This is a genomic window from Enterococcus sp. AZ141 (assembly GCF_051714385.1).
Classification (GTDB): Bacteria; Bacillota; Bacilli; order Lactobacillales; family Enterococcaceae; genus Enterococcus_D; species Enterococcus_D entomosocium.
This window is the reverse complement of the sequence record NZ_JBIORT010000001.1, coordinates 1,676,056-1,690,429: the sequence shown is the minus strand read 5'-3', so window position 1 is coordinate 1,690,429 and position 14,374 is coordinate 1,676,056. Positions and strand designations below refer to the sequence as shown.

Here is a 14,374-nt window from a genome sequence, read left to right as displayed (position 1 = left end):
CTTGCACAAAAAAAAACAAAAGCTTCGGCGAAAAGAAATCGGCCGTCAAACGGCTATTCTTTCACCAGCTTTTGTCAGTAGGTCAAAACGAATTATTTACGGTTGCGATTTCTTTGGCTTGATTCCATGATGACCGGCAAGATGACTGGACGGCGTTTGGTTTGTTCAAACAAGAAACGACTCAAACGATCACGGATATCTTGTTTCAATTTGCTCCATTCAAACTCTTCATCATGAAGGTGTTTTTCTACGATTTCTTCTACGATCTCGCCACTTTCACGTATCAGGTCACGGCTGGCTTTCACGTAGACAAACCCGCGAGAAGTGATTTGAGGGGCAGAAATAATTTTCTTTTCGCGACGATTGATCGTCACTACTGCAACGAAAATTCCATCTTCAGATAAGACTTTGCGGTCTCGCAGGACGATATTCCCAATATCTCCGACACCGATCCCGTCGATCATGACGTTTTCAGCTGGGACCGCACCTGCGGCGATCATTTCGCCTTTTTTGTATTCTAAAACATCCCCACGCGCAGTAATGAAGATATTTTTCATCGGAATCCCGACTTCTTGCGCCAAGTCCACATGGGCGGCTAATTGGCGGTACTCGCCTTGAATAGGGATAAAGTACTTCGGTTTCATCATATTCAACATCAGCTGCAGATCATTCGGGTTGGCATGACCAGAAACACGGAAATTATCCGAGATCTGTTTCACGGTACCGCCAGCGCGATAGATGATATCTTCCGTTTTCGCAACCACCGTTTCCATTGCCGTTGTCGGCGTCGTTGTGATGTAAACAAGATCTCCTTCTTTGATGCGCAGCGTCCGGTGAGAGCCGTTGGCCATTTTTTGCAACGCTTTGATTGGTTCCCCCATACGACCTGTTTCTAAAATCAACAACTGTTCGTCTGAGTATTTTTTCATTTCTTTTTGGGTGATCAGCAAGTCTTCGGCAGGTAATTTTAATTTCCCTAACTTCATGGCCGTTTTGATGATCCGACCAAAATCTTGACCAGTCAAAACGACTTTGCGGTCAGAACGAAACGCCGCATCTAATACTTGTTGCACCCGTTGCAAATTGCTAGCAACGCTAGCGACGATGATCCGACCTTCCCAGTAACGGATATTGTCATAAACTTCATCTTGGATCGTCAATTCAGAAGCAATCGGCGTTGGATTTTCGGCATTTGAGGACGTACTTAGCAATGCTAAGACTCCTTCTTTTCCAATTTCCGCTAAGCGGCCAAAATCGGTTTGATACATAGGGATCGCTGTTTGGTCAAACTTGAAATCTCCTGTATAAACGATATTGCCAGCTTCTGTTTTTACGCTGATTCCAACAGAATCAGGGATAGAGTGGGTCGTACGGAAAAAGCTGATGGTCGCATGGCCAAAGTCGATCTCCGAATGTTCATCGATCACATGAAAATCTTTGAAGCGCTTGGTAGCTTCATTTTTATTCACGGTCAATTTTGCTAGTTCGATCGTTAACTCGGTCCCAAAGACCGGTACTTGGATATTCTCCAAGAAATAAGGCAATGCACCAATCGCATCTGCATGCCCGTGGGTCAAGAAGACACCCGCCACACGGTCGGCATTTTCTTCTAAATATGTGAAGTCTGGAATCACTGTATCGATCCCTAATAATTCATTTTCTGGATAACGGACACCGCAATCCAGCACAAATATATCCTCGCCAACTTCAGCAATGTACATGTTCTTTCCGTTTTCGCGTACACCGCCAAGAGGAATGATTTTTATCGTTTCCACTTTTATTCACCTCTTAATTTTTTTCTACTGTATTATTTCCCAAGCATAAGCCGTCCCTATTATTATACAACAAAAAAAAGAAAAGCGTGGCATTCACCACACTTTTCTGAAAAACTTATGGTTTACACATGAACTAATCCTTGCTGATGCAGGCTTTCGGCGATTTGAACAGAGTTCCATGCCGCACCTTTCAGCAAATTATCAGAAACGACCCATAAATGCAAGCCGTTTTCGACATCCAAATCTTTGCGAATCCGACCAACAAAGGTTTCCGTTTTGTCCACACTGGTCAAAGCTTGCGGGTACACTTGTTGACTCGGATCATCTTGCAAGACAGCTCCTGGGGCTTCGCTGATCCACTGCCTAACTTCCTCAACACTGGCATGGTCTTTGGTCTCGATATAAATCGACTCCGAATGACCGCTAAACACAGGGATTCGCACACACGTAGCTGCTACTTTGATCTGCGCATCTTCCATGATCTTCTTCGTTTCATTGATCATTTTCCACTCTTCGTAAGTATAATCGTCTTCAGCAAAGACATCGATTTGTGGCAAGGCGTTAAACGCGATTGGGTAGTGCTTTTTATCGCTGCCTGCTGGTAAAATCTCAGGGTTTAGTTCATCAGCGGCTTTTCCGGCTAATAGTTCTTGAGATTCACGAGTCAATTCAGCCAAGGCTTGTGCGCCAGCACCTGAAACTGCTTGATACGTTGAAACCAAGACCCTCGATAAACCGACTTTTTGACGAATCGGTTCTAATGCCACCATCATTTGAATCGTTGAACAATTCGGATTGGCAATGATTCCTTTATGTTGCGCTAATGCATGAGGATTCACCTCAGGAACGACTAGAGGAACATTCGGATCCATCCGAAAATGACTGGTATTGTCGATTACGACTGCACCGTGTTTGACTGCTTCTGGAGCAAATTGTTTTGAAATGCCACCACCGGCACTGAACAATGCAATATCGACTCCCGCAAAGGAATCTGCGGTCAGCTCTTGAATAACGAGCGGCTCATTTTTGAACACAAGGGTCTTCCCAGCAGAACGTTTGGATGCCAACAACGTTATTTTTTTGATCGGCAACGTGGTCTTCTCCAACATCTCAATCATTTTTGTTCCTACTGCGCCGGTAGCTCCGACAACTGCTATGTGATACCCTGTACTCATCAAATCACTCCTCGAATAAAAATACATTTTTACTAGTTTATCATATCTTGTAAAAAAGAAAAGGCCTTTCGTGGAAAGAAGCGCAAAAAGAAGGCAGAACTATCTAAATTTTCAATCGTTTTCCCCGTTTCAGGAAAAAACTACCTATATTTAAGGGTTATCATTTGTCACATTTAGGTGTTATAGGATATAATACCGACAGAAGGAATTTTGGGGAAGATTCTTTCCAACGTGCATGGGGAAATTAAAAATACCCAAAACATTGAATGAGGCAAGAATTGCATATGCAATTCTTGCCTCATTTTTATGCTTCATTCGATTCTTCGTTATTTACTTTCACGATAGCAAAGCCTTTGTTATCGATGATCATCGTCTCATCTTCCAGTTGGACAAACTGTTCCATCAAAATTGAATCAGGACGAGAGAGTGTAAGTTGGTCCTCGCCAGTGTTGAAAATACCGATGATCCGCTGTGCCCCCAACTCTCGTTCGAAAATGATCAGGCCATCTTCTTCCGAAACCCAGTTCCAACTCAAGGAACCTTCAGATAAGACTTTTTGGTTGTCTTTGCGTAGTTTGATCAATGACTGGGTGAAATGCAGCAAATCACGATCTTGCTTTTCCTCATCCCAAATCATACATTTACGACAATCCGGATCCATATCACCGGTCAAACCAATCTCATCGCCGTAATACAGGCAAGGAACGCCTTGTTGCAGATACGTAAAGGCCATCACTTGGCGCATCAAGTCTTTGTCTCCCCGAGCCAAAGTTAACAAACGCGGGGTATCATGAGAATCCAAAATATTGAACTGCACTTGGTTGGTTTGCTCCCGATACAACATCAGCTGGTTATTTAATTCCGAGACCATTTTCGTCATGGAGATCTCGTCTTTGACAAAATATTCAATAATTGCATCTGTAAAGGCGTAGTTCATCACTGCATGAAACTCGTCGCCTTGTAACCAGCGTTGAGAAGAATGCCAAATTTCCCCAAGGATATAAAAATCATCTTTGGCCTCATCACACACTTGGCGGAATTTTTTCCAGAAGAAGTGACTAACTTCATTAGCCACGTCCAAGCGCCAAGCATCGATATCAAATTCTTCGATCCAATAACGAGCGATCTTCAACAAATAATCTTGCACATCGGGATTTTCCGTATTGAGTTTCGGCATATGCGGCGTAAAGGCAAAAACATCATAGGTAATGTCATAAGCATCTTCAAAGTTTTCCCCTTCTTTGTAGTTGACAGGAAACTCATTGATATGGAACCAATCAGCAAACGGCGAATCTTTGCCGTTTTTGATGACATCTAGCCATTGATGCGAAGTATCCCCCATATGGTTGAAAACAGCATCTAGCATGACTTTGATGCCGCGTTTGTGGCATTCCTCCACTAATCGTTTAAAGGTATCGTTATCACCAAAAGCAGGATCGATGGCCAAATAATCGATGGTATCATACTTGTGATTCGAATATGCCTCAAAAATCGGACAGAAATAGATCCCATTGATTCCTAGATCGACAAGGTAATCCAAATGATCGATGACTCCTTGTAGATCCCCACCGAAAAAGTCTTGGCGATCGGGATTTTTTGAGCCCCATGGCAACACACCTTCAGGATCATTTGATGGGTCCCCATTTGCAAAGCGCTCAGGGAAAATTTGATACCAAACCGTTTCTTTCGCCCACTCGGGAATTTTGAAACGATCGGCTTCTTGGAAGTAAGGCATCCGAAAATAATTGTTGTTCATTTCTAAATATTGCTGTTCAAAGGGGTAGACCCCGTGATCCCCATAGAAGACATGCAACCCATCGTAACTTTCGATGGAAAAGCCGTAAGACAAACGGCGGAATTCTGCTCCGACCGATACTTGCCAATAATCATGCAAGTCCGTGGAAAGAATTTTTTGCATTTCAATTCTTTGTTGGTACCACGCTTCTTTATACAGTGTGTAAGGATCACCGCAAAGCAGCTGGACATGGCGGACGTCTTGACGGGCGGTACGCAAACGGATATGCATTTTATCCTTCTCGTACAAATACGCAAATTCACTTTCGGGACGATGATAGATGGCAGTAGTATTCATAGCAGACTCCTTTGACTTGTTTGATATACCCATTGTCGCACAAATCAGAAGTCAAAACAAGAGAAAAACGCAATCGGTTGCTTTATCTGATAAATCGATAATACAGGTCAATATGAAATTAATTCAGCAATTAAAAAGCAAACGATTGCTTCACCCTTTTTTAATCAAACGGTGTCTTCTTCTCACATTGATTGCCAGTCCGTAAAATGTCATATTTCCGCAAGATCCCCACTGCCTCCGTCAACGACTGACTCAACTGCTGGATATCTTCCACAGCCATTTGAGCGGTTTTGGCATTCAAGCGGTCTTCCACTTGTTTTTTCTTTTGGACAAACAACTGCTTCCCAGCTTCTTCCAAATAAACATTGACGTTGCGACGATTGACGCCGTTGGTTTTGCGTACCACAAAGCCAGCCTTTTCCAACCCCGAGATCGAACGACTGATTTGGACTTTTGATGTACCGATTTGCTGGGCCAACTCGGACATCGTAATTCCTTCATTACTAGAGATCACCACGAGTTCCAAGATTTCCATTTTGGTCAATTTTAAATCTTCCAGACCGATTTCTTCAAACAATATGTTTCCCATCAGCGAAAATATCTCCGCAAACACTGCCATATTGAATGTTCCTAACGCTTTTTCCATACTCTCCCTCTTTTCTGTCTTTAGTTTAGTATAAATTATTTGTTTAAACAATGATAATCGTTGATTTTTGTTAACCATTATGATAGCGTGGTTACATAATGAAAATAATCGTGAAAACGGCAAGAAAAGAGTGACCCCATGTTAGAATTAAAAGATATCAAGAAGTATTATACAGTTGGCTCCAGTACTACGAAAGCCCTCGACGGCGTCACCGTCGCCTTTCGTAAACAAGAGTTTGTTGCCATTTTAGGGCCAAGCGGCTCTGGGAAAACAACCATGTTGAACGTGATCGGCGGCTTAGATAATTACGACTCTGGTGATATGATCATCAATGGAAAATCAACCAAATCCTTTAAAGACCGCGACTGGGATGCCTATCGGAACAATTCGATTGGCTTTGTCTTCCAAAGCTACAATTTGATCAGTCATTTAGGCATCATCGACAACGTCGAGCTTGGGATGACCTTGAGCGGTGTGTCAAAAGAAGAAAAACGAGCCAAAGCAACCGATGCTTTGACGCGTGTGGGCTTGGCTGAACATATGCACAAAAAACCAAATCAGCTTTCTGGTGGTCAAATGCAGCGGGTAGCGATCGCCCGTGCCTTAGCAAATGATCCTGATATCCTCCTTTGTGATGAACCTACAGGTGCCTTAGATTCAGAGACAAGTGTCCAAATCATGGAACTGATCCAAGAACTATCAAAAGAAAAATTGGTCATCATGGTTACTCATAATCCTGAATTGGCCCACAAATACGCTGGACGGATCATTGAATTCAAAGACGGACGAATTATTAAAGATTCGAACCCCCATGTTGAAGGACAAAAGAAAGACCAATTCGAATTAAAGCACACAAAAATGAGTTTTATGACGGCCTTACGTTTGTCGTTTAACAATATCCGAACCAAAAAAGGGCGCACCTTCTTGACAGCCTTTGCTTCTAGTATCGGAATCATCGGAATCGCCATTGTTTTGTCACTATCAACGGGATTCCAAAAACAAATCGACAATACCCAGTCAGAAACATTAGCTCGTTTTCCGATTACGATCTCACAAGTGGCCACTGAACAAGATCCATCAGCGATGGGTACGCGGGATAAATCTGAAGATTTCCCTTCAGATAAAGAGGTCACTGCCAAATTAAGTGATACGGATCGTGCAACTCATATTAACAAAATCGATCAAGAGTTTCTCGATTACATCAACGACATTGATCCTGAGTTAAGTAACAATATCGGCTACACTCGTTCAACTTCATTGAATCTTTTCCGCAAGATCGATGACAATGTGGAACAAGTCAGCTTCTCCAACGCGTCGCCTGACAATGAACAGACCAATGCCATGATGTCTGCCATGAGTGCCTCAACCGGTATTGGGGTTTCGACTTTCCCTGAGCAGTTATCAGAAGATAACGGCAATTTCTTAAAAGACAACTATGACCTTTTAGAAGGCAGCTACCCAAGTGCCAGCACAGATGTCGTTTTGATCGTCGATGAAAATAACGTAACGAATGTCAATGCATTGATCAATCTCGGTTTTGATATTGAAGATGGTGACACGGTTTCCTTCGACGATATCGTGGGAACAAAAATCACATTGGCGTCTAATGATGCCTTTTACACCGAATTGCCGACTGGAAACTTCATTCCAAACCAAGATTTAAATGAAGTTTTCGATAACAGCAACAACAAAGAATTAACGATCAGCGGAATCTTACGTATCAAGCAAAACTCTACGATGAACTTGCTGTCAACCGGCATTGCCTACAGTGATGCCCTCGCGCAAGAAGTGATCAAAGAAAACCAAGACTCAGCGATCGTCCAAGCACAAAAAGATAGCGACACCAACGTGATGACGAATGAACCCGTTGACGAAAGTGCCAAAGATTCATTGATCGCTTATCTCGGCGGCAGTGATTTACCAAACAGCATTATGATCTATCCAAATGATTTCAGTGCCAAAGAAAAAATCCTTGATTACTTGGATGACTTCAACAAAGGCAAAGACAAAGAAGACCAAATCGTTTATTCCGATTTAGCCGGTACGATGACTCAATTGACTGGTGGCTTGATGGATGCGATCACCTATGTCTTGATCGCTTTTGCAGGAATCTCTTTGGTAACCAGCATGATCATGATCGGTATCATCACTTATACCTCTGTACTAGAACGCACGAAAGAAATTGGGGTCTTAAAAGCATTAGGTGCTCGTAAAAAAGACATCACCCGCGTCTTCGATGCCGAAACCTGTATTTTAGGGATCGCTTCAGGGGCTTTAGGTGTCCTAATTGCTTGGTTAGCTACATTCCCGATCAACGCGATCTTATATAGTATGACTGATCTCGAAAATGTTGCTCAATTAAATCCGGTCCACGGCCTGATCTTGATTGCCGTCAGCACCGTTCTAACCATGATTGGCGGCCACATTCCAGCTCGAATGGCAGCGAAAAAAGATGCAGCGATCGCTTTACGCGCCGACTAATTTTATAAGAAAACCTAACAGGCAGCAGCCATCCCCTTGGCTGCTGTTTTTTTGTCCTTCCTTCTGACTTCCAAAAGGTTTCTCTTGAAAAATCCATAAATGAGGAATACAATAGATTTGTTTTTAGGTATACCTAAAAAGATAGGGTGTGAAACGATGAATGAAGAAAAAAAATTGATCCAAGCGGCCAACGGTCCTAGCTTGGAAGAAATAAATAATACAGTTGCCATCCCAAAAAACGGCAGCTTTTGGCGCAATCTCTTAGCGTTCTCTGGTCCTGGGGCATTGGTAGCCGTGGGCTATATGGACCCAGGAAACTGGATCACCTCGATCGGAGGCGGTGCTGAATATGGCTATCTCTTACTTTCTGTGATCTTGATTTCCAGTTTGATCGCTATGCTACTGCAATACATGGCAGCCAAGCTAGGGATCGTGACCCAGATGGACCTTGCGCAAGCAACTCGTAAACACACCAGCAAAGGTTTAGGCTTTGTCTTGTGGATCGTCACCGAATTGGCTATCATGGCAACGGATATCGCGGAAGTGATCGGAGGAGCGATCGCTCTCAATCTACTATTCGGCTTACCGTTATTAGTTGGGGTCATCTTAACGATTTTCGATGTATTGCTTCTGCTCTTTTTAATGAAACTAGGTTTCCGTAAAATCGAAGCGATCGTCATGACACTGATTTTGGTCATTATGCTGGTCTTTTGTTACGAAGTCATTATTGCTCAACCGGATCTACCGGCTGTCTTGCAAGGTTTTATTCCGCAAAAACAAGTCTTGAACCATGGGCAGCTGACAATGGCATTGGGGATCGTTGGTGCGACTGTGATGCCCCATAATCTCTATCTGCATTCTTCGATCTCCCAGTCACGAAAAATCGATCGCAGCGATACCCAAGAAGTGGCAACGGCCGTGCGGTTCGCTACTTGGGATTCCAATATCCAATTATCCGCTGCGTTTTTGGTCAATTGCCTGCTTTTGATCTTAGGAAGCGCCTTGTTCTTTGGTCATAGCGAAGAAGTCGGCACCTTCTCCGCGCTGTTCAATGCATTGCAAGATTCCTCCATTGCTGGCGCTGTCGCCAGTCCAGTCTTGAGCGTTCTGTTTGCCGTAGCGCTCTTGGCATCCGGTCAAAATTCAACGATCACTGGGACACTGACAGGCCAAGTCGTGATGGAAGGATTTATCCATATGAAGATCCCTACTTGGGCGCGACGTCTGATCACCCGTGGCTTATCGGTGATCCCCGTCTTGCTTTGTACAATTTACTTTGGCGGCAACGAACAAGCTCTGGACGATCTGCTGATCTATTCGCAAGTCTTTTTAAGCATCGCCTTACCCGTTTCGATGATTCCGCTGGTTCTTTTTACCAGCTCAAAAAAAATTATGGGGGAACGCTTCAAGAATCCGCTATGGGTCTCTACCTTAGGCTGGATTTGTGCCATTGCACTGACGGTCTTGAATGTCCGCTTGATCATCGAAACACTCGGCAACTTCTAATATCGAAAAAAGCTTACGAGGTAGCCTCGTAAGCTTTTTTGGTTAATTCGTTTCTAAATCATGTAAAAACAGACCGCTCAACAGTTTTGGTTCAAACCAAGTTGATTTTGGCGGCATGATTTCTCCCGCATCGGCGACTGCCAAAAGATCGGCCATTTGCGTTGGATACATGGAAAAAGCCAATGTCCATTCTCCGCTATCCACCAAACGCTCCAATTCTTCTGGACCACGAATCCCGCCGACAAAATCAATGCGTTTGTCTGTCCGCACATCTTGGATCGCGAAAATATCAGCCAGCACGTATTGTTGTAAAAGCGACACATCCAGCTGTCCTACCGCATCTTGCGGCACAGCTTCCGGTTTGATGGTCAACTCCCACCACGCATGGTTTAGGTACAGATGAATCGAACCACGTTGCGCTGGTTTCTTCGTTGTAGTTTCTTGAATCGTAAAATGCTGGGCTGCCTGCTCAAAAAAGGTTTCTGGCACTGGTACCCGCAAAACCCGATTGTATTCCCAAATCGCTAATTCATTTTCTGGGAATAAGATTGCTAAAAAGCGGTCGCTTTCTTGGCTGCTTTGGCCATCGGCTCGCTTTTGCAAGCCAACTTTAACTGCTGACTCTGTACGGTGATGTCCATCCGCAATATAGAGGGCATCTACAGCCTGAAACTGCTGGGCAAAAGAGGCGACTAGCGCTGGATCATCGATCAGCCAAACACGATGCTGCACCTCATGATAGCTGACAAAATCATAGATCGGCGCATGCTCTGCTTGCCACGCATCGATTGCTTCTTTGACTGCTGCTGGTTGGCGATAGCTCAAGAAAATCGGACTTGTATTGGCATCACATGCCAGAATGTGATTGATCCGATCGATTTCTTTTTCTGGTCGGGTAAACTCGTGTTTCTTGATTTTCCCAGCGACATAATCATCGATCGAGGTACAGGCGACAAGCCCAGTTTGACTTCTGCCAGCCATCGTCAATTCATACAAATAATATGCGGGCGCCGTTTCTTGGATCAACCAGTCTGCTTCTTGAAAAGATGCAAGATTTTCTGCCGCTTTTTGATACACCTGTGGATCATAAGGATCGATTCCTGGCAAGTCGATCTCCGAACGGTCGATGTGGAAATAGCTGTAAGGATTGCCTTGCGCAAACGCTGCGGCTTCTTGTGAATTGACCACGTCATAAGGCAGCTCGGCCACTTGTTCTGCCAATGAGGCTTCTGGACGAATGGCTTTAAACGGAAATACTTGAACCATTAATACCCAACCTCCTGATTCTTGATGACCCGTACACGAACGATATTTTCGTTCTCCCGCAGTTTATCGGCTAATTGATTCAATAAGGCTTCATCTTCAGAAGCGACATCGGCTAGGGTGTAAGCAAAGTCTTCCCGTCCACGATTCAGCATATTGTCGATATTGATCCCAGATTCCGCAATGATCGACGAAATCTGACCTAACATATTCGGTACATTGCGATTGATGATCGTCAGACGATAAGGCGAATGAAAAGCCATCTCAACGGTTGGAAAATTCACCGAGCGCTTGATGGTCCCGAATTCCAAGAATTTTTTCAATGTTCGGGCTGCCATCTTGGCACAGTTGACTTCAGCTTCTTCTGTTGATGCACCTAAATGCGGCAAGACGAGTACTTTTTCATTGTGCAGCAATTGTTCATCTGCAAAATCAGTCGTATAGCCCGCTAAACGGTCGGCTTTTAATGCACGTAAAACGGCATCTGTATCGACGATTTCTTTACGGGAAAAGTTGAATAGCTTCGTTGTTGGTTTCATTTTCGCAAGTTCGGCTTCCCCGACGAGATGATGCGTGTTTTCCATTAGCGGCACATGAACCGTAATAAAATCACAGGTTGAAAAGACTTCCGCAATATCATTGGCACGCTTGACCCGACGAGAGATCGTCCAAGCAGTATCCACTGACACGTAAGGATCATAACCGACTACTTCCATCCCTAGACGATAAGCATCGTTGGCAACCATCGCTCCAATAGAACCAAGACCGATGATTCCTAACTTTTTACCTTCTAACTCTGTTCCAGCAAATTGACTTTTTTGTGCTTCTGCTTGTTCTTCCACATTATCACCGTTCAAGGTTTGGACCCATTGGGCACCTCGTAAAATCGGGCGGACACTTAAGAGCAGACTAGCAATCACTAATTCTTTGACCGCATTGGCATTGGCACCGGGTGTATTAAAGACGACGATCCCTTTTTCAGTACATGCTTTGACGGGAATGTTGTTGGTCCCAGCCCCTGCACGAGCAATACCTAAGACACTTTCAGGAAAAGCGTAATCGTGCAATTTCTGGCTGCGCAGCAAAATCCCTTGCGGTTGGTCGCTCTCGTTGATGGCATACTTTTCTTTTTCTAAACGCTGTAATCCTTCTGGTGCGATCGCATTGAATGTTTTGATTTGGAACATTTATTTGACCTCCGCTTCAAATGATTTCATAAAGTCGACTAACGCTTGAACGCCAGCTAATGGAAAGGCATTGTACAAGCTTGCTCGCATTCCTCCAACGGAACGATGCCCTTTCAAGTTCTCAAAACCAGCTTTGACAGCTTCTTCATTGAAGCGCTGATCTAATGCTTTATCCCCTGTTACAAAAGGAATATTCGTTAGTGAACGGCTATCAACAGCCACAGGACTACTGTAAAGAGCAGAGGCTTCGATCGTTTCGTATAAAAGCGCCGCTTTTTGGCGGTCTTGTTCTAAAATTGCAGGAATGCCGCCTAATTCTTCCAACCATTCAAACACCAATTTAGCAATATAGATAGCATACGTTGGTGGTGTATTGTACAATGAGTCATTTTTAGCCTGTAGACGATAATCCAGCATTGGAGCGAAAACAGCATCATCATTGAGTAAATCTTCTCGGATGATCACTACCGTCAACCCTGCAGGACCAATATTCTTTTGGGCCCCAGCATAAATCACACCGAAGTCTTCTACGCGATAGTCATTGGCTAAAATATTTGAGGACATGTCTGCTACGATCGGCACATTGCCAGCCTGCGGAATCGTTTGAAAGGCCGTCCCTTCAATGGTATTGTTCGTGGTGATATGCAAATAAGCCGCTTCTTGATCGATCGCATCTTCTGAAATTTCTGGAATATAAGTAAAGTTTTGATCCTCACTAGAGGCAATGACTTCCACCGTCACGTTTCCAAGCGCTTTTGCTGCTTCAATAGCTTTCTTCGACCAAGAACCGGTATTTACGTATAAGGCTTTTTTGTTTTGTGCAAGATTCAAAGGGATCATACTGAATTGGAGACTCGCGCCGCCTTGTAAAAACAGTACCTGATAGTTTTCAGGAATTCCCATTAATTTTCGTAAAAGTGCTTCTGCATCTTTAATGATTGCTTCAAACAAGGAGGACCGATGACTCAGCTCCATAACGGACATCCCACTTCCGCGGTAATTCAAAAGTTCGGATTGTGCTTTCTCCAATACGGGACGGGGCAATACGGCAGGACCAGCTGAAAAGTTATAAACTGTCATACAAAAAATCTCTCCTTTATGTTAGATGTGAAAATCATTATAACAGATAGCCGAAAATGAAAAAAGCCTTAAAAGAGAAAATAATTTTGAATTTTCAGAAAAGACTACCAATTTCTTAACGTTCGTCATTTCGGCATTTTTTCAAATAGCCAGCGAGAAATTTCATTGTAAACGATCTCGCGGTTGCGCTCATTCAAAATCTCATGACGGCCATGTTCGAGCAAATACATCGTCACGTCAGCATTTTGCTTCAGTTGCTGAGCCAATTGGCGGACGCTTTTGCCATAGTGCCCAACAGGATCGTCTCCACCTGAAATCAGCAGCAGCGGCAATTCTGAATCAATCTTGCGCAGTTGATCCGGATCACTGGCAGCTTGTGTCAATGTAAAGAGATCCTTGTAAGCTGCTAAAGAAAAATGAAATTGGGTGTAAGGATCCTTCAAATAGCGATCCACTTGCTGCGGATCACTGGTCAACCAATCTTTGGCGGTCCGATTGGGACGAAAACGCCGGTTGTGCTGGCCAAAAACTAGCTGTTCCATTACGTGATAAGGCCATTGCTGAGCGGCAAACGGCCGCAACAAGTTCGTAACGAGTTTGCCTCCTTGCATCAGCACGGCTTTTTCCATCGTGGTGCCCATGATGATCGCTCCTGTCAATGGATGTGGCTGACTAAACAAATAATTCCGCAAAACCAGCGACCCCATACTGTGCCCTAAGATAAAATATGGTCGGTCTGGGTAGCAAGCAGCTGCGTACTTATGGACCACTCCCGCATCTGCCACTAAATAGTTGGCGCCCTCTTTTTCACCAAAATGCCCATAAGCCTGTGTGTCCTTCACGGATTGCCCATGCCCTAAGTGATCATGACCGACCACCGCATAGCCTTGTGCAGTTAAACATTCCGCAAACTCATGGTAACGTTCAATGTGCTCAATCATTCCGTGGACGATTTGCACGACTGCTTTTGGCTGTTCTTCTGGCAGCCACGTTTTGACAAAAAGCTGATCCTTCCCATTTGATGAAGTCAGCTTTTCTTGATTCATCCTCATAGTTTGCACCTCTTTTGCTTTTTCTTTTCCCTCCGCCAAATAAAACGGTCGTTTTCTTTATTATACATGGAATTTTAGGCTATGGCGGTAGGAGTTGGGAATTTGCGAGGATAAAAA

Annotated in this window: 10 protein-coding genes; 2 read left to right on the top strand and 8 right to left on the bottom strand. The window is 44.0% G+C overall.

Annotated features, from left to right (window positions below):
• Window positions 1–92: 92 nt before the first annotated feature.
• From IGI89_RS07920 to IGI89_RS07905, 4 genes are all read right to left on the bottom strand, one after another.
• Window positions 93–1,775, bottom strand: coding sequence for a ribonuclease J (locus IGI89_RS07920; protein WP_005228243.1), 1,683 nt, complete (start codon window positions 1,773–1,775; stop codon window positions 93–95).
• A gap of 122 nt (window positions 1,776–1,897) precedes the next feature.
• Window positions 1,898–2,950, bottom strand: a complete 1,053-nt coding sequence (locus IGI89_RS07915; RefSeq protein WP_005233942.1) for an aspartate-semialdehyde dehydrogenase — start codon at window positions 2,948–2,950, stop codon at window positions 1,898–1,900.
• A gap of 304 nt (window positions 2,951–3,254) precedes the next feature.
• Window positions 3,255–5,042: a glycoside hydrolase family 13 protein gene (locus tag IGI89_RS07910; protein WP_034872136.1), complete on the bottom strand. Its 1,788-nt coding sequence runs from the start codon at window positions 5,040–5,042 to the stop codon at window positions 3,255–3,257.
• Between the two features lie 160 nt (window positions 5,043–5,202).
• Entirely contained in the window at window positions 5,203–5,688 is a 486-nt protein-coding gene (locus IGI89_RS07905; RefSeq protein ID WP_008380390.1) for a MarR family winged helix-turn-helix transcriptional regulator, read from the bottom strand.
• A gap of 138 nt (window positions 5,689–5,826) precedes the next feature.
• Here IGI89_RS07905 and IGI89_RS07900 point away from each other — a divergent pair, with 138 nt between their 5' ends.
• Both IGI89_RS07900 and IGI89_RS07895 read left to right on the top strand, forming a co-directional pair.
• Window positions 5,827–8,169, top strand: coding sequence for an ABC transporter ATP-binding protein/permease (locus tag IGI89_RS07900; protein WP_016612861.1), 2,343 nt, complete (start codon window positions 5,827–5,829; stop codon window positions 8,167–8,169).
• A gap of 156 nt (window positions 8,170–8,325) precedes the next feature.
• Entirely contained in the window at window positions 8,326–9,675 is a 1,350-nt protein-coding gene (locus IGI89_RS07895) for an Nramp family divalent metal transporter (protein WP_008380385.1), read from the top strand.
• 42 nt (window positions 9,676–9,717) lie between these two features.
• Here the strand turns inward: IGI89_RS07895 and IGI89_RS07890 are convergent, their stop codons facing one another.
• From IGI89_RS07890 to IGI89_RS07875, 4 genes are all read right to left on the bottom strand, one after another.
• Window positions 9,718–10,941 carry a DUF1015 domain-containing protein gene (locus tag IGI89_RS07890; protein ID WP_429961541.1) on the bottom strand — a complete coding sequence of 408 codons (1,224 nt, stop codon included), beginning with the start codon at window positions 10,939–10,941 and terminating at the stop codon, window positions 9,718–9,720.
• On the bottom strand, window positions 10,941–12,125 hold the full coding sequence (locus IGI89_RS07885; RefSeq protein ID WP_005233935.1) for a phosphoglycerate dehydrogenase: 1,185 nt from the start codon (window positions 12,123–12,125) through the stop codon (window positions 10,941–10,943). The genes IGI89_RS07890 and IGI89_RS07885 overlap by 1 nt, the downstream gene beginning before the upstream one ends.
• Window positions 12,126–13,205 carry a 3-phosphoserine/phosphohydroxythreonine transaminase gene (gene serC, locus IGI89_RS07880; RefSeq protein ID WP_005233933.1) on the bottom strand — a complete coding sequence of 360 codons (1,080 nt, stop codon included), beginning with the start codon at window positions 13,203–13,205 and terminating at the stop codon, window positions 12,126–12,128.
• Window positions 13,206–13,330: 125 nt separating this feature from the next.
• Window positions 13,331–14,257: an alpha/beta fold hydrolase gene (locus IGI89_RS07875; RefSeq protein WP_086332683.1), complete on the bottom strand. Its 927-nt coding sequence runs from the start codon at window positions 14,255–14,257 to the stop codon at window positions 13,331–13,333.
• Window positions 14,258–14,374: the final 117 nt, after the last annotated feature.